The organism is Micromonospora foliorum, from assembly GCF_022229015.1.
Lineage (GTDB): Bacteria > Actinomycetota > Actinomycetes > Mycobacteriales > Micromonosporaceae > Micromonospora > Micromonospora foliorum.
Map to the genome: position 1 here is coordinate 29,103 of NZ_JAKKFF010000328.1, position 17,524 is coordinate 46,626.

The following is a 17,524-nucleotide window of genomic DNA, read 5'->3' on the forward strand; positions in this document are numbered from 1 at the left end:
GTCGATCCCTTCTCGGCCTCATGAGCCTGCGACGGCGGTCTTCGACGCCCCGAGGCCCCTCTACCGCCATGTCGAAGCCGACGCGCGGTTTTCGACATGTCTTTCCGGCGTACCCACGTTCCGCCGCCAACAGGTGCTCGGGACGACTTCCGTCGTGCGCAGTCACCACCCACCGCACGGCGTAGCACTCGCGGAGATGACCGCTCCCCGCATCGGCGGGCAACCTTTGGGCGACCCCCCATCGAGATGCCGGAGGACTGTTGCGTGAGGACGGACGCCGAGCCCATCAGCATCGACATCTGGCTGCCCAGTTACCCGGCCGTGCCCGACTACGTGGGCGGGATCCGGGCCCTGGCGGCGAGCTTCCACGACGCCCACCCCGACTACCGGATCCGGGTTCGTGAGTCGAGCTACAAGACGTTGCCCGCCGATGTGGACGCCGCGGCCCGCCGCGGTGCCGCGCCGGCCCTCGTTCAGTACTTCCACACCTCCACGCAACTGGCCCGGGACATGCGCGACGTCCACGGCGCACCGTTGTTCCGGCCGGTCGCGACGACGCTCGCCGAGCGCACCACAGTGCTCGGCGAGCCGGTGGTCACCGACGACATCGTGGCCCCGGCACGGGGGTACTACTCGGCGGACGGCCTGCTGCTCGCGGCTCCCCCGCTGGTCTCGACCACTCTGCTGTACGCCAACACCACGTTGCTCGCGGCGGCGGGAGTGACCGCGCTGCCGACCACGTGGGCCGAGGTGACGGCCGCCTGCAAGGCGGTCAGCGCGCACACCGGCGGGCCGGCGATCACCTGGCCCAACCATGGATGGATCTTCCAGCAGGCGGTCGCCCAGCAGGGTGGCCTGCTCGCCGACCACGCCAACGGCCGCGACGGTCGCGCCGAGAAGGTCGACCTCGCCGTGCCGGAGATGGTGGCCTTCGCGCAGTGGTGGCGCGGTCTGTACCGCGACGGTCACTACCACTACACCGGCGGGCAGGCGTACGGCGAGAACACCGGCCGGGCCTGGCAGGAGAACTTCGCCGCGTTCGCCGAGCAGCGGGTGGCGTTCGTCCTCAGCTCCTCGGTCGAGGCGGAGTGGCTGATCCAGGCCGGCCGCGACCACGGCTTCACGGTCGAGGTCGGCCGCATGCCGCACAACGGCGAGGTCCGCTACGCGGGCAACATCGTCGGCGGTGACGCGATCTGGCTCACCGACAGCGTGCAGCCGGCGGTCCGGGACGGCGCGCTCGCGTTCCTGCAACACCTGCTCAACCCGCGGGCCGTCGCCGAGCGGCACAAGGCGACCTGGTTCATCCCGGTCACCACGACGGCCATCGACCTGCTGGCCGGTGACGGCTGGTTCGACGAGCGGCCACATCAGAGGGTCGCCATCGAGCAGTTGCTGGCGACCGACGGTTCACCTGCCGCGCGGGGGGCCGTACTCGGCGAGTTTCCCCGCATCCAGGGCCTGATGACGCACGCGATGGAGGACATCCTGCTGCACGACGCGGACCCGTCGGGCCGCTTTGCCCGTGCGTCCGAGCAGGCCCAGCGCCTGCTCGACGACTACAACGCCGACTGCCTCGGCCTGCGGGCGGGTCCGCCCGGGCCGCGTCAGTTCGTCGTGGACTGACCCCGCCCAATCTCCCGTGAGGAGCGCGCTCATGACCATCTCGCAACAACCACCCCCGGCGACCGCTGATCTCCCGCTCTCCCTGCAGCAGGAGTTCCTCCTACTGTTCGACACGGGCGAGACCACCGGCCCGTTCGGTCCGCACTACCTGATCGCCGACGGTTGGCGAGTGCACGGCCGGGTCGATGTGGACACCCTCGAACTGGCGTTGGCGGACGTGATCGGGCAGCACGAGGCCCTCCGGACGTCGGTACTGCGCGACGGCGAGCACGGGCAGCGGGTGTTGCCGGTGACCTCGCCGAAGGTGGACGTCCGCGACCTGCCGGGGGTCGACCCCGCCGACCGCGAGCGCCGCGCCGAGGAGCTGATCAACGAGATCGAGGCCGGCACGCTCGACGTGCACGACCTGCCCCTGCTGCGGGCCACGCTGGGGCGCTTCGACGAGACGGACTCGGTGCTGATCCTGACCACGCATCACTCGGCGGCCGACGCCTGGTCGATGCAGATCATCCTGCGCGACCTGGCTCGCTCGTACGCCCAGCGGGCCGCTGGGGAGACGCCCACCGCGGGCACGGCCCCGCAGTACCGCGATTACATCGCCGCCCAGCACGACGAGGCGGACGGTCCACGGCTGACGGCGGCCCGTGAGTACTGGCGGGACAAGCTGGCCGGCGGGCGGATCATGGTGACCGCGGCGGACCGGGAGTTGGCGGCCGACACCGTGCCGACCACCACCTGGCACCGCTTCGTCACCGACGCCGAGCTCCGGTCGGCGACCACGGCCCTCGCGGCCGACACGCACACCTCACCGTTCATGGTGCTGTTGGCAGCCTTCTACGTGCTGGCGAGCCGCTGGACCGGCAGCACCGACCTGACCGTGCCGACGTTCACTCCCGGACGTGGGCACGGTCGGTTCCAGGAGACGGTCGGCTCGTTCTTCAACTTCGTTCCGCTGCGGACCGACCTGTCCGACGCCACCACCTTCCGCGACGTGGTCACCCGGACCCGCGCCACCTGCCTCGGCGCGTACTCCCACGAGGTCCCGCTGCTGCACGTCCTGCAGGAGGCGCCCGAGCTGATGGCGTCGGTAGGGCCCGGCGTCGTGCCCTGCCTCTTCCAGGTCATCCAGCCGCCGTTCGTGATGGAGCGCGAGCGGGTGGGCGACCTGGAGTACTCGGCGGTGTGGCGGCGGGTCATCTCCCAGCCGGTCGGTTCCGACATGCCCGACGGCATCCTCTGGTCGCTGCATCTCGGCCCGTCCGACGACATCGTCGGCGCGATCGGGTTCAGCGCCCACCTGTTCGACCAGAAGACGATCGACGACCTCGTCGACCGTTACCTGCACCTGCTGCGCGAGCTGCTGACCCGGCCGGACGCGGCACTGACCACGATCGAGGGCGGGCGGTGACCATGGGCCGGAAGGTGGGCGATCGTGTGGTCGTGCTCGGCGCCAGCCTCGGGGCGCTCCTCGCGGCGAAGGAACTCGCCGAGTCGTTCGACGACGTGGTGCTCGTCGACCGCGACGAGGTCGTGGACAACCCGACGTACCGGCGGGGAGTTCCGCATGGTCGACACGCGCACGGACTGGTCGCGAAGGGCCAGCAGATCTTCGAACGGCAGTTCCCCGGCCTGATGGCCGACCTGGTCAACGCCGGCGTCAAGCCCGGTGACTTCAACGGCGACATCCAGTGGATCTTCGGCGGACAGCGGCTCAAGCCGTCGACCTCCGGGCTGCTCTCGGTGCCCGCCACCCGACCCGTGCTCGAATACCACCTGCGCAAGCGGGTGCAGGCCATTCCCAACGTCCGGTTCCTGCAGAAGCGCGACGTCCTCGGGCTCGCGGTCACCGCGGACGGCGCGACCGTGACCGGCGCGCGGATCCAGGCGCAGACCCCCGGCAGCGCTCCCGAGGTGCTCGACGCCGACCTGGTCATCGACGCCACCGGCCGGGGCTCGCGCACGCCGGCCTGGTTGGCGGAGCTGGGGTACGCGCGACCCACCGAAGACAAGGTGAAGATCGACCTCGCCTACACGACGCGGCACTACCAGGCGCCGTACGACCCGTTCGGCAGCGACCTGGCGATCATCCCGGCGGCCACGCCGGCGCAGCCGCGCGGCGCCTTCTTCTACCGCCTGCCCGGCGACGACAACCGGCTGGAGCTGTCGCTGACCGGCATTCTCGGCGACCACCCGCCCACCGACCCGGAGGGTTTCGCAGAGTTCGTCCGCTCGGTGCCGGTGCCCGAGATCGCCAAGGTGCTCGCCGACTGCGAGCCGCTCGACGACCCGGTGCAGTTCCGCTACCCGGCGAGCGTCCGACGCCGCTACGAGCACCTGACCCGGTTCCCGGAGCGGTTCCTGGTGCTCGGCGACGCGGTGTGCAGCTTCAACCCGATCTACGCCCAGGGCATGACCGTGGCCGCGGTGGAGTCGGTGGTGCTCGGCGACCTTCTGCGCCAGGGCGCGATCCCGCACTGGCGGGAGTTCTTCCGTAGAATCGCCGCCGAGATCGACTCACCGTGGGACTTCTCGGCCAGCGCCGACCTCGGTTACGCGGGAGTTCAGGGCCGTCGCACCGCGAAGGTCCGCACGATCAACGCCTATGTCGCCCGGTACCAGCGGGCCGCCGTGCACGACGCGGAACTGACCAACGGCTTCATCCGGGTGGCCGGCCTGATCGACCCGCCGACCAGCCTGCTCCGCCCCGACCGGATCCTCCGTGTGCTGCGCAAGGCCGGTCGGCCCGTACCGCCGCCGGCGCAGACCCTGGCGGCTGCCCCGGTCAGCCGGCCACAACCCGAGAGGTAGGACGATGCGCCCGTACCAGATCGACGTTCCACCGTCCGACATCGACGACCTGCGCCGACGGATCGCCGCGACCCGGTGGCCGGACGAGATCCCCGACGTGGGGTGGAGCCGTGGCGTACCGGTCGGCTACCTGCGGGAGCTGGCCGAGTACTGGCACTCCGGTTACGACTGGGCCGCCACCCAGCGTCGGCTCAACGAGATACCGCAGTTCGTCACCGAGATCGACGGCGCCCAGGTGCACTTCCTGCATGTCCGCTCGCAGGTGCCGGGCGCCACGCCGCTGCTGCTCACCCACGGCTGGCCGAGCACCGGCTTCGAGTTCGTCGACATCATCGACGCGCTTGTCGACCCGGCCGCTCACGGTGGCGACGCGGCCGACGCGTTCCACGTCGTCGTGCCCACCATCCCGGGGTACGGCTTCTCCGGGCCGACCCGGCAGGCCGGCTGGGACACCGAGCGCGTCGCCCGGGCGTGGACCAGGCTGATGGCGGACCTCGGCTACGACAGGTACGTGGCCCAGGGCGGTGACTGGGGCTCCCCGATCTCGCTGCGCGTGGGTCTGGCCGACCCGGAGCACGTACGCGGGGTGCACCTCAACATGTGCGTGACGTTCCCGCCGCCGGACTTCACCGAGTTCGGCGAACTCAGCCCCGCCGACCAAGCGAAACTGGGCTTCGCGCTGGATTTCCAGCAGGACGGCATGGGCTGGCAGAAGATCCAGTCGACGCGACCGCAGACGCTCTCCTACGGACTCACCGACTCCCCGGTCGGGCAGCTCGCCTGGATCGTGGAGAAGTTCAAGGAGTGGTCCGCCGCCGACAAGGCACCGGAGGACGCGATCAGCCGCGAGCACATCCTCACCACGGTCACGATCTTCTGGTTGACGGCGACCGCGGGGTCGAGCGCGCAGCTCTACTTCGAGTCGACGCACCGCGACGCCGACTTCGCGCGGACCTGGGGCGGCCCGTGGCCGCTGGCCATGCCGGTCGGCGTGGCGGCGTTCCCGGAGGACGCGGTACGACCGGTGCGGCGCTTCGCGGAGGGCATCCTGCCGACGCTCGCGCACTGGTCGGAGTACGACCGGGGCGGTCACTTCCCCGCCCTTGAGCAGCCGGCCCTCCTGGTCACCGACCTGCGGACGTTCGTCCGTGGGCTGCCGGACTGACCAGCGGCGTCGGCAGGGGCGCGGGCCGGGCCACAGCGGGGTGGCCCGGCCCGCAGCCCCACCTCACATCTCGGTTCCGCCGATGTCCATGATGGGCCGGACCTCCATGGCGCCGCCCTCACTGGCGTCCGGCCACCGGGCCGCGATGTCGATCGCGCGCTGCTCGCTGTCGGTCTCGACGATCAGGTAGCCGGCCAGGTGCTCCTTGGCCTCGACGAACGGGCCGTCGGTGGTCACCGGGACGCCGCCGGTGACGCGGACGACCTTCGACTGCGACACGTCGGCCAGGACCTCGCCGCCAATCAGCTCACCGGACTCGGACAGCTCCTTGGTGATGGCGTCGATCTCGGCGTAGACCTTCATGGTCTCGGCTTCGGACCGTCCCGTGACAGTTGCGGGGTTCGCGTGGATCAACAGGATGTACTTCACGGAAGAACTCCTTCGAAGAGGCTGTGCCGGATCGGCACCCTTCATAGTGCAGTCGGAGCCGCGCCGCCAAATGTGTCATCGATTCACGGGCTTCTCCACTTTTCCCGTGAGTGGGCCGGTGTCCCGAGGGCTCAGACGAACGCCTCGTCGGCGAGTTCGGTGACCCGCTGCACGATGTTCATCTCGATCGGGTTGAACCGGTTCTTGGTCACCGCGACGGTGACTCCGGTCGCCCGGTCGGCGAACGCGGCGCTGCCGCCGATGCCCACCATGCCGAAGACCGTCGGTCGGTCCGACGGGTCGGAGGTGCCCGGCCAGCCCAGGCAGTAGCCGAGCGCCCAGGTCGAGGTGCCGCCGGTCATCTCGTCGTCGAGGCCGGCGGTGGCCAGTGTGGTGGCCTCGCTCAGCCGTTCCGGGGAGATCAGCCGTACGCCGTCCACCTCACCGATGAGCGCCGCGTACATCTTCGCGATCGCCCGGGCGCTCATCGTGCCGGCGAACGGCATGTCCGAGGTCAGAACGTCCCTCCTGTTGCCGAAGTCCGCGTTCGGCACAATGGCAGGTGGAACGGCCTTGAACAGCGGAAATTCCGGTGGCATCGAGGCGAACGCGGCTTTGCCCCCCGGGTCGTCGGTCAGTCGTGCCACCCGGCCGAGTTGCTCCTGCGGCACCCCGAAGAACAGCTCGTCGGCCATTCCGATGGGCCCGGCGACGCGTTCGGCGAGAACTGTCGAGATCGGCTTGCCGGTGGCCCGGCGGACGACCTCGCCGATCAGGTAGCCGAAGGTGGCCGCGTGGTAGCCGACCCGCTCGCCGGGCGCCCACCAGGGCTCCATGTCGGCAATGAGCTGACACATGCCGTTCCAGTCGGTGAGCTGCTCGATCGTGGTGTCCGCGGGGACTGCCGGCACACCGGCCGAATGTGTCAGTACGTGCCGGATCCGCACCTCGCCCTTGCCGTGCGCGGCGAACTCCGGCCAGAGGTCGGCGACCCGGGTGTCGTAGTCGAACACACCGTCGTCGACCAACGCGTGCGCCACGGTGGAGGCCGCGGCCTTACCCGTCGACGCCGAGTAGAAGAGGGTGTCCGGACGAACAGGTTGGCCGGCAGCCGTGTCCGCGACCCCTGCCACCACGTTGACCACCAGGTCACCGTTGCGATAGACGGCGACCTGCACGCCGTCCTCGACGCTGTCGTCCACCAGCCCGTCGACCAGCACCTGCACCTGCTTCTGAAGATCGCTCATCGTCTGCCTCCTACCCGGTCGTCATGGCACTCGAAGCGTGCCCCTCACCCTGTAGGTCGGAGCCACGACCGGCATTTTGCCATCAAAGCCACTTTCTACTCAGATCCGACTCTCCGGCGGACACGACGACGAAGGCCGGCCGTACGTCAGTACGGCCGGCCTTCGGGTGCTGCGGGTGTCAGGTGGGCGTGCCACCCAGGCGACGCACGATGTCCTCGCGGAGCCACTGCTTGGAGATCTTGCCGATCGGGGTACGCGGCAACGCGTCCACGAACTCGATCCGCTCCGGCCACTTGAACCGGGCCAGGCCGAACTCCTCCAGGTAGTCCCGGATGTCGTCGAGCGTCGGCAGCGGTCCGCCCGGGCGACACACCAGGTAGGCGCAGGCGCGCTCCCCCAGCCGCTCGTCCGGCATCGCCACCAACGCCGCGTCGAGCACCAACTCGTGACCGAGCAGGATCCGCTCCACCTCCTCGGCGTTGACCTTCTCGCCGCCCCGGTTGATCAGGTCCTTGACCCGGCCCTCGATCGAGTAGGCGACCAGACCGTCCAGGTGGTGCGCGCGGACCAGGTCGCCGCTGCGGTAGAACCCGTCGGGCGTGAACGCCGAGTCGGTGCCGACCCGGACGCCGAGATAGCCGGGCACGGTGTACGGACCCCGCGCGCACAGCTCACCGATCTCCCCCGGTGGCGTCGGCCGCAGTGTGCCGGGCTCCAGCACGACCACCTCGTCCAGCGGACTGATCGGCACGCCCACCGTGGTGGCGCGCACCTGCGGCGACGCGTCGCGGGGCGTGAACAGGAACAACCCCTCGGTCATCCCGAACGCCTGGGTGACGTGCACCCCGCGCGCCTCGATCGCGTCGAACAGCTCCCGGGACACCTTCGCCGCGGTCAGCACGCAGTTGTGGACACTGGCGAAGGCGCCGTCGAACCGCGGATGCCGCAGGTACTCGTTCATCAGGCCCGGCGGGCTCATGAACCAGGTGGCCCGCTCGTCGTCCATCAGGGCCAGCAGATCGTCGGCGACGGGTGTGGCGAGCAGCAGCGCGGCGCCCACCGAGTGCGCGGCGTGCACCGCGTTGGTGGCGCCGGCGTTGTGCACCAGGGGCAGGCCGAACCCGAGCCGGTCCTGCGGCGTGAAACCCCACCAGCGGGCGGTGGCGACCGCGTTGTACCAGTATTCCGGGTGCAGCCGGGGGATCACCTTGGGTACGCCGGTGGTGCCACCGGAGAGCTGGAGGACGGCGGGCGCGTCGAGGTCGGTGTTCGCGTCGATCTGCGCCAGCCGGGCCGCCTGTGCGTCGGACAGTGGGCGGTCGACGAGATCCTCGATCCGTTCCTGACCGGATGCGCCGGGACGACGCCCGATGGTGGCCAGCAAACGGATGCTCGGCACCAACCGGCGGATCTCGTCGGCGAACGCCACCAGGTCGAAGCCGCGCAGGTCGGCCTGCACCAGATGGGCCGAGGCGCGGGTCTGCCGCGCGATCTCCTCGATCTCGTGGCGCCGGTGGATCGCCAGCGTGCACACCGGGATCAGGCCGGCCTTGAGCAGGCCGTACCAGGTGGCCACGGCGAGAGCGCTGTTGGTGATCTGCAGGATCACCGACTCGCCCGGATGTAACCCGGCATCCAGCAGACCCGCCGCGATCGCGTCGGAGTGCCGGTCGAGGTCCGCGTACGTCCACCGAACGCCCGGCGTGACGACGGCCATGCGGTCCGGGTGGGCGCGTACGGTCTCCCGCAGCGCCCCCGGGATCGTGCGTGGCTGCCACAGACCCTCGGCGCGATACCTGTCCGCGGCGGCAGCCGGGTACGGCACGGTGTCCCACTGCTGACGCACGTCGGACGGCGGCAGTCGGTTGTCCTGTTCTGTGGTCATCGGTTCTCCTGAGCGCTACACGGGGACGGCGACGAGCAGACCGGTCGAGGCCGAGACCTCGCGTGTTTCGGCGAGCCGGAATCCGGCGCGGTCGAACACCGCCCCGAACTCGCGCTCGGTGCGCTCGCGCCCCGGGTGCAGCGCGAGCATGATGATGTCGCGCAGCTTGCCGTCGTGCGGCTGGTCGTCCTCCGGGATGACGGCGTCGACGACGAAGAGGCGGCCGTTCGGGTCGATCACCCGGCGCACGTTTGTCAGCACGGTGACGACCTGCTCGTCGGTCCAGTCGTGCAGGATCATCGACAGGAGGTACGCGTCGGCGCCGCCGGGCACCGCGGTGAAGAAGTCCCCGCTTTCGACGGTCACCCGGTCGGCGACACCGGCCGCGTCGAGCACCGCGTCGGCGTGCGCGACGACCGCCGGCCGGTCCAGGAGCACCGCGGTCAGCGTCGGGTAGGACCTCAGCAGAGTGGCCACCAGACTGCCGGTGCCACCGCCGACGTCACAGACCCGGCGCACACCGGAGAAGTCGTACGCGGCGACCGCCTGGGCGTGGAGTTGGCGGGAGAGGTCACCCATCGCGTCGCGGAAGACCGCCGCCTGCTCGGGTCGCCGTTCGAGGTGGGCCCACCAGGACAGGTCGTAGATCTGTTCGAACGGCGGACGTTCGTCGCGCAGGCCGAGCGTGAGGGCCGTGAGGGCTGCCTGACGCTCGGGCAGCCCCCACAACCGGGCCCACGCGTGAAGCGAGCCCGGCGCGTCCGTGCGGAGGGTGTCGAGCAACGGCGTCGGGCCGTAGACGCCCGGCGCCGGTTGCGCGACCACACCGACGCCGGCCAGCGCCCGCAGAATCCGGTGCAGGGCCTCCGGACGGGCGTCGGCCTTCGCGGCCAGTACCTCGACCGGTTGGGGCCCGTCGGCGAGCTGGTCGGCGATGCCCAGCTCGGCGACGGCGACCACCATCTGCGTGATCAGCGGCGCATGCAGGATCGCCATCATCCTGCTCTGCGGATCAGGCTCGGGCACGGTGGTCGTTCCCCTCTGTGACTGCTACTTGACGTCGGTGGTCAGTTCGTCGGTCAGGTACTCGGCGACCGCCGCCACGGTCGGTCGGTTCCACAGCAGCGTCGACGGGACCGGCGTGCGGAACCGCCGCTCCAACCGCAGCTGGATAGCCACCGTCATCAGCGAGTCCGCGCCCAGCTCCGCCAGCGGCCGGTGCACGTCGAGGTCCTCCAACGGAATGCGTACCTCACCGGCGGCCACCTCGCGGACCGCGGTGAGCACGAAGTCCCGCAACTCCGGACCGGACAGCGTCTGCCAGACCTGTTCCTCGGCGGTCTGCTCCTCCTCGGGACCGAGATCGATGAGCACCTCCTTGCGCACCGCCCCGAACCGGACGCCGGTGAACCGGGCGGCCAGGTCCCCGTCGAGGGTCCGCACCTCGACGTCGACCTCCACCTCGTCGTCGGACCCGGCGATCAGCCGTACCGCGATCAACGCCTTCGGTGGCGGCGGCAACACCAGCGTGGCCTCGGTCAGCCAGCCCGGCATCCGCAACAGCGGGTCGCCGGGGAAGATGACCGGCGCCACCGAGAGCGCGGCATCGGTGAGCGAGGCCCAGGTCCGTTCTGACTGGCCGCCGGTGGGGTCCGCGACGACTGTCGCGAGCATCCCGGACGGGTGTCGGCGTACGGCCTCGACCTCCCAGGGCCAACCGATACCGACCACCCCGATCGCGGCCAGCCGGTCCCAGACACAGGAGGGGTCCAGCGTCTCCGGGTGCGCGGCGCGCAGCGTCTCCGGGTCGACCCGCTCGGCCGTCGGCGCCGCGTCGGCGATCTCGGCGCTGGCGTGGGTGAGCCAGGACTTGTCGTCCTGCTGTGTGGTGAGCCGGGAACTGAGCCGCACGGTGCCGTCCTGACGGACGACCTGGATCTCGTGGGGCACCAGCACGCCGATCGGCACCCGCAACGCGACGTCGCGCAGCGGCGCGTTCTCGGCCGCCTGGAACAGCGTGTTGAGTGTCGCCGCCGCAGGGATCACCTCGGTGCCCAGCACCGCGTGCCCGCCGGGGTACGGCCGGTTGGTGTCGTCGAGGAACGTCCGCCACATCAGCACGGGCGTGGTGCCCTGCACGGCGGTACGGGCCCCGAGCAGGGTGTGGGTCTCGACGTCGTGTTCGAGGTTGGCCGCCGCGGGCCGGGCGCTGTCGAGCCAGTATCGACGGTGCTGCCACGCGTTGGTCGGGGCGTCGACGAGGTCACCACCGGGTTGCAGGCTCGCCCAGTCAACCGGCACGCCCGCGCAGTGCAGGGCGCCGAGGTTCTCCAGCAGGGTCTGTCGCTGCGGGCGTTCCCGGCGCAGGCTGTGCGCGATGACGCCGTCCTCGACACCGACCACGGCGAGGATGTCGATGACGGAGTGCTGCACGATCGGGTGTGCGGAGATCTCCAGGAAGACGCGGTGCCCGTCGTCGACCGCGGCGCGGATCGCGTGCTCGAAGCGCACCGGGTTGCGCAGGTTGGTCACCCAGTAGTCGGCCGACCGCCCCGCCGTGGAGCGCACATCGGTCAGGGCGGTGGTGTACACCGGCACGGTGGCCGGCCGGCTGACCAGGTCGGCGAGGTCGGCTCGCAGGTCGTCGACCAACCCGTCCATCTGCGGGCTGTGGAAGGCGACGTCGGAGTTGACCCGGCGGACGACCAGGTTCTCGGTCCGCCAGCGGTCGGCGATCTCGTCGACAAGTGCGGACGGGCCACTGATCACCGTCGACGTGGGGGACGCCGCGACCGCCGCCGCGACCTCGGGGACGTCGGCCAGCCGGGCCGTGACCGTGTCGAACGGCAGGTTGACCATCGCCATGCCGCCCTGGCCGGCGACCCGGCGCAGCAACCGGGACCGGCGACAGACCAGGTGTGCCGCCTGCGGAAGGTCGAGCATGCCGGCCGCGACCGCGGCCGCGATCTCGCCGATCGAGTGCCCGACGATCGCCGCCGGACGCAGGCCGTAGCTCTCCCAGATCCGCGTGAGCCCCACCTGGATCGCGAACGTCATCGCCTGCACCCGGTCGACCTCGGTGAAGTCGTCCTCCAGCAGGGCTACGCGGGGATCGAAGCCCAGCTCGGCGCGGAACACCGGTGCCAGCTCAGCCATCGTCTCGGCCATCGCCGGCTCACTGTCGAGCAGTTCCCGGCCCATCCCGACCCACTGCGCCCCGTGCCCGGAGAACACCCAGACCGCGTCGGCGGCGGCGCCACGCGCGACCGTACCGGTGGCCACGCCCGCGGCAGCCGTGCCCGTGGCGAGCTTGCGGAGTCGGTTGACGAGCTCGGCGCGGTCCGTGGCGACGACCGCGGCGCGGGCGTTGAGCGGCTGCCGGCGGTGGGCCAGCGTGTGACCGATGTCGGCGAGGTCCGCGTCGGAACGCTCCACCCAGTCGGCCAGCGCACCCGCGTTCGCGGCGACGCCGGCGAGGGTCGCGCTGGAGAGCGGATAGACCCGCTCGCGCTCGTCGACACTCGTCGGGGCGCTCGGCTGCGCAACGGCGCTCGGCTCCTGCGGAGCCTCCTCGATGATGACGTGGGCGATGGTGCCGCCGTAGCCGTAGTTGCCGGTGCCGGACCGGCGGGGGCCGGGGTTGTCCGGCCACGGCGTCAGCCTGTCGACCACGGACAGGCCGGAGGTCTCCCAGGGGATCTCGGTGTTCGGCACGGTGGCGGACAGCGTGGCCGGGATCGCGCCGTGCTGCATCGACAGCACCATCTTGATCAGGCCGGCGACACCGGAGGCGGCCTCCAGGTGCCCGATGTTGGTCTTGACCGAGCCGACCAGCAGCGGAGCATCCGGTGAACGGTCGGCCCCGGCAACCGTGGACAGGGCACCGATCTCCACGAGATCACCCAGCCCGGTGCCCGTGCCGTGCGCCTCCACGTAGTCGAGCGAGGCGGGCGACACACCGGCAGCCCGGCAGGCCCGGCGCACCAGCTCCTCCTGCGCCTCCTGACTCGGGGCCATGATGCCGTTGGTGCGCCCGTCCTGGCAGACCGCGCTGCCCCGGATCAACGCGTGGATCCGGTCCCCGTCGCGCCGCGCCTGCGACAGCCGCTTCAGGGCGAGGACTCCGCAGCCCTCGCCTCGGCCGTAGCCGTCGGCGGACGCGTCGAACGCCTTGGACCGGCCGTCCGGTGCGAGCGCGCCGGCAGCCTCGAGCACCAGCAGGTACGCCGGGCTGGCCACCAACATCACGCCGCCGGCCAACGCCAGGTCCGTCTCGCCGAGCCGGAGCGCCTGGCATGCCTGGTGAATGGCGACCAGCGAGGCGGAGCAGGCCGTGTCGACCGCGACGCTCGGGCCGCGCAGGTCCAGCACGTACGACAGCCGGTTCGCCACACCGCACATGGACGAGCCGATGCCCATCCACGCCTCCAGCCGGGGTAGGTCCTCCAGCATGCGGCGGCCGTAGTCATCGGTGCAGACACCCATGAACACGGCGGTGTCACTGCCGGCGAGCGAGTGCGGCAGGATGCCGGCGTGCTCGAGCGCCTCCCAGGCCACCTCCAGGGTGATGCGCTGCTGCGGGTCGATCAGCTCGGACTCGCGCGGGGAAACCCCGAAGAACTCGGCGTCGAAGCCCGCCACGTCGTCGAGGTAGCTGCCGTACTTCAGGGCCCGCCGGGTCGCCGCGGCGTGCGCCGGGCTGATCGCGGCGTAACCGTCCCACCGTTCCTGCGGCGCCTCGCGCAACGCATTGCGCTCGGCGACGAGGAAATCCCAGTACGTCTGCGGAGAGTTGATGCCGCCGGGAAAACGCAGACCCATCCCGACGATCGCTATCGGTTCATCACGGTCGATGTCGACGGAACTCATACCCACCACTAACCCCTTTCGGGTCCGACCGAATCGGGTGGTCCCGGGAATCGACCGGATGAGGAGATTCCCGGGACCGCACTTCATCGTCACAGCCGATGGGAGATGCGCCATCTTCGAAAGTGCGGGCTGCACTCCGAAGGTGCTGTTTTTCGGCCCTTTATTTCAAGAGATACGCGTGGATAATCGTGAGTTCCGTCTTGTTGCCCAGGCTGTCGGTGGCGCTGGCCCGCAGCGACACGAATCCGGTCGTCGCCGGATGCGTGACCGTCGCGGTGAAGCCCTTGGCGGTCTTCACCACGGGCGCCGCCTGCCAGGTCGCGCCATCGTCGTACGACGCGTCGAGGGTGACGTTGCCCCACTCACCCAGGACAGCGCCCTGCTGCGCCTGCAGGTACAGCGGGATCTTGAACCGCTGACCGGCTGCCGCCCGGTTCTGCTGATCGAGCGCGGGCGCGAAACGCAGCGCCGCCATCGGTAGCGCCGCCTCGTTGGCCGGGCCGCCCGCGACGTGCCCGGACCGGAACGTCCAGGCGCCCCGCACCTCGGTCGAGAACGGCGAGGTGTCCCGCGTGGACCGGGTCTCCAGGCGGTAGGTGGCGGTCCCCGGTGGCACCGTGAAGATCCCGAACTCGGAGTCCTGGGAAATCAACGGCTGCCCGTTGCGGAACATCCGCATTTCCTCGGCCAGCGTGCCGGAGAACCCGAAGTGGTCGGGATTCTGGTCGGAAAAGTGCGGAATCTCGAAGTTCATCTGGTCGCCGAAACGGCCACACCACACCACGGGCAGCACCGGGCTGGTGGCGAAGGCCGGCCCGAATGGCCCGACATTCCACTTCTCGGTGCGGGTGCTGCCGGCGATGCCGGCCTGCCGGGGCAGGTCGGCGATCTGCCAGTTGAGGTTGTTGTCCGCATCCAGTTCGTACACGTCCTCGAAGAACGCCGCGCCAGGTGAGGTGAATTCGGTGATGGTCGCCGGTGGCTGCACGTACGCCGAATAGAGCTTGCGGTCGACAGCGCCGGGCACCTGCGCGGCGATGACGTTGCGCACCTTGGCCAGATCGGCGTCGTGGAACACGCGGTGCAGGTTCGCCGGCACCGTGCCGTCCTCGCTCCACTGCAGGTGGTACTGGTACGGCGAGCCGAGGAAGCCGCCGTTGCCGTCCGGTTTGCCCAGGTGCGCGGCGACGGTGAAGGTGAACTGGCCGGCGGCGGACGTCCGGGACGGGCGGACGCGGATCTCATCCTGCGGGCCGTGCACCGTGGAGCCGACCGCCGCGACGCCGGTTTGGCGGCTGGGCATCACGTCGAGGATGCCGGTGGCGCCGGGCCGGTCCAGGCCGAACGTGAGCGGTTTCGCGTCGCGGGCGTCGAAGGTCAGCGCCAGGTCTCCGGTCGCCGCGATGTCCGGCTCCACGAAGAAGTCGAACGGCACCACGTCGGTGCTGCTGGCACCGCTGACGCCCGCCTCCAGGTAGTAGTGGCCGGCGGGAACGGTCACCGTGGTGGTGCCGGACTCGTGGTAGCCGCTGTACTCCTGCCGGGAGACCGTGTCGAAGAGGCTGACGAAGTAGTCGGCCGTCGGGATGCCCCGCCGGTCCAGGAAGGTGAGCGTGAGCGTGACACCATCCGTGGCGACTGCCTGGCGCTGCACGGCCCGGCGCGGCAGGTCGGCGGCGCGGGCGTCGGAGACACCCGACCGGGCCAGCGCCGACACGGCGAAGAGCCGCTTGTCGAGCCGCCCCGACGCGACCCGGGCGAACTGGTCGGCGGGTACGACGTACAACTCGCCGTCCTGCCGGTACTGCCGGAACGAGGTGCCCACGCGGCCGGGCGCCGGGGTGATGGCGACGACGCGCTCCCGGTCGAGCGCCACCTTGTCGCCGGTCACCAACGTGACCGTGCCGGTGCGTGCGGGCGAGGGCGCCGGGGCCGATCGCGCGGGCGCGGCCTGCCCCATTCCCGGTACGCCGAGGGCCAGGACGGTGCACAGGGCGACACTGCCCGCACCGAGCCGTGAGATCAGTCGGTTCATCGTTCGGTGCTCCTTTGCGTCGCGGTGACGTCCTGCGGCTCGGCCCGGTCGGCGGAGCGGGCGTCGTCGGCGGAGCGGGCGTCGTCGGCGGGCGTCGTGGCGTACCCGAGTTCCAGTGCGGAGATCGGAGCGTTGAAGACGTGCCGCAGGCGCAGGGCCGGACGCTCGACCACGTAGTAGCTGACCAGCGTGAAGAGCGCCGTGCCGACGATCACGTAGAGGACGAAGCCGACCAGCTCACCGAAGGGCAGCGTGGGTCGGGCGTCGTTGAGCCCGAGCGGTTGGTTGCCGAAGATCGTCCCGTACTGGAAGTAGTAGTACATGACCGGGACGTTCCACAGGTAGACGCCGTACGAGAGGCGGCCGATGTAGCGGATCGGCGGGTTGGTGAGCACCGCGTCCATGAACCGTGAGCGCACCTCGGGCACGGTCAGTGGAACGACCGCGAGCAGCCCGAACGCGAAGAACAGGACGTACTCCACCAGGTGCTGGGCCATCGCGGGCCAGGTGCCCACCACGACCTGCGGGGCGAACGGCTTGGGGATGTAGAGCAGCAGCGCCACGAGAGCGCCCAGCCACCACAGCATCGGGTGCTTGGCGACCGCGCGGTGCAGGGCCGGCACCACGCCTGTCACGTCCCGGTACGCGGAGAGCGTCGCGAGTGCCATGCCGGCGGCGAAGAACCCGGCGTAGCCCAGCGGCCAGAAGACGAAGTAGTAGGTGTGCTCGGCCTGCGACGGCAGGTAGCAGAAGACCGTCCAGGCGGTGCCGATCACGGTCATGACCACGAACGGCACGATGATGCGGCGGGCCCGCGCGGCCGGGTCGGTGCCCCGGCGGGCGCTTCGGTTGATCAGCCAGGCCAGGATCGGCAGGGCCAGGTAGTACGACATCTCGACCGGCACGGTCCAGGTGTGCTCCATGCCCGGCCACCACTGAGCCATGTCCGGCGTGAACCAGTAGTGCAGCAGGATGAACGGCTTGATGACCTCCCACGCGCTGTCGACTGCGGAGAGGTTGAGGGTGAACATGACCACGATCGTGAGCACGTAGAAGGCGGGCAGCAGGCGCAGCGCCCGGCCCACGATGAACGGGCCGGGCGCGGGGCGGGGTGTGCCCGCGATGATGGCGCGCGCGAACGGCCGGTAGAGCAGCAGGCCGGACAGGACGAAGAACGGCGGAAGGAAGATCCGGAACGCTGGTACGAGGCTTCCCAGGATGGGAACGCCGTCGTGGCCGGGCAACTCGCTGATGCCGGACTGGTAGCCGATGTGGTAGATCACCACGAAGATCGCGCAGATGCCGCGGAGGCCGTCGTATCGCGCGTACCGCCGCTTGTGCTGTGTGCCGATCTCGGCGTCGGAGTGCGTCGCCTCGGTCGCTGTCATTACACGCTCCCCTCACGATTGCCTGACAAACGCCCTACGTGTTGCGTGGGCCATCCGCGGCGCAGCCGAAGA

General features: G+C 70.5%; 11 protein-coding genes. 4 read left to right on the forward strand and 7 right to left on the reverse strand.

What is annotated here, in order from left to right; translation table 11 throughout:
* Positions 1-264 precede the first annotated feature (264 nt).
* From PSH25_RS22850 to PSH25_RS22865, 4 genes are read left to right on the forward strand one after another with little or no spacing between them, the layout of a single operon-like run.
* Positions 265-1,626, forward strand: a complete 1,362-nt coding sequence (locus PSH25_RS22850) for an extracellular solute-binding protein (protein WP_238661014.1) — start codon at positions 265-267, stop codon at positions 1,624-1,626.
* 31 nt (positions 1,627-1,657) lie between these two features.
* Positions 1,658-3,034 (forward strand): condensation domain-containing protein, encoded by a 1,377-nt coding sequence (locus PSH25_RS22855; RefSeq protein WP_238661015.1) that lies wholly within the window; start codon positions 1,658-1,660, stop codon positions 3,032-3,034.
* A 2-nt stretch (positions 3,035-3,036) separates the two neighbouring features.
* Positions 3,037-4,434: an FAD-dependent oxidoreductase gene (locus PSH25_RS22860; protein WP_274527818.1), complete on the forward strand. Its 1,398-nt coding sequence runs from the start codon at positions 3,037-3,039 to the stop codon at positions 4,432-4,434.
* Between the two features lie 4 nt (positions 4,435-4,438).
* The gene (locus PSH25_RS22865; RefSeq protein ID WP_238661017.1) at positions 4,439-5,599 is read left to right on the forward strand and encodes an epoxide hydrolase family protein; all 1,161 of its coding nucleotides are present in this window, start codon (positions 4,439-4,441) and stop codon (positions 5,597-5,599) included.
* A gap of 63 nt (positions 5,600-5,662) precedes the next feature.
* On the opposite strand, the gene PSH25_RS22870 is transcribed toward PSH25_RS22865, so the two are convergent.
* The 7 genes from PSH25_RS22870 to PSH25_RS22900 all read right to left on the reverse strand — a co-directional run bounded on the left by PSH25_RS22870 (position 5,663) and on the right by PSH25_RS22900 (position 17,452).
* Positions 5,663-6,028, reverse strand: a complete 366-nt coding sequence (locus PSH25_RS22870) for a YciI family protein (protein WP_238661018.1) — start codon at positions 6,026-6,028, stop codon at positions 5,663-5,665.
* Between the two features lie 131 nt (positions 6,029-6,159).
* On the reverse strand, positions 6,160-7,275 hold the full coding sequence (locus tag PSH25_RS22875; RefSeq protein ID WP_238661019.1) for a serine hydrolase domain-containing protein: 1,116 nt from the start codon (positions 7,273-7,275) through the stop codon (positions 6,160-6,162).
* 178 nt (positions 7,276-7,453) lie between these two features.
* On the reverse strand, positions 7,454-9,160 hold the full coding sequence (locus PSH25_RS22880; RefSeq protein ID WP_238661020.1) for an AMP-binding protein: 1,707 nt from the start codon (positions 9,158-9,160) through the stop codon (positions 7,454-7,456).
* A 15-nt stretch (positions 9,161-9,175) separates the two neighbouring features.
* On the reverse strand, positions 9,176-10,186 hold the full coding sequence (locus tag PSH25_RS22885) for a methyltransferase (protein ID WP_238661021.1): 1,011 nt from the start codon (positions 10,184-10,186) through the stop codon (positions 9,176-9,178).
* Positions 10,187-10,210: 24 nt separating this feature from the next.
* Positions 10,211-14,029 (reverse strand): type I polyketide synthase, encoded by a 3,819-nt coding sequence (locus PSH25_RS22890; protein ID WP_238661044.1) that lies wholly within the window; start codon positions 14,027-14,029, stop codon positions 10,211-10,213.
* Between the two features lie 160 nt (positions 14,030-14,189).
* The gene (locus tag PSH25_RS22895; RefSeq protein ID WP_238661022.1) at positions 14,190-16,064 is read right to left on the reverse strand and encodes a hypothetical protein; all 1,875 of its coding nucleotides are present in this window, start codon (positions 16,062-16,064) and stop codon (positions 14,190-14,192) included.
* Positions 16,061-17,452, reverse strand: coding sequence for an acyltransferase family protein (locus tag PSH25_RS22900; RefSeq protein ID WP_238661023.1), 1,392 nt, complete (start codon positions 17,450-17,452; stop codon positions 16,061-16,063). The genes PSH25_RS22895 and PSH25_RS22900 overlap by 4 nt, the downstream gene beginning before the upstream one ends.
* Between the last annotated feature and the right edge of the window lie 72 nt (positions 17,453-17,524).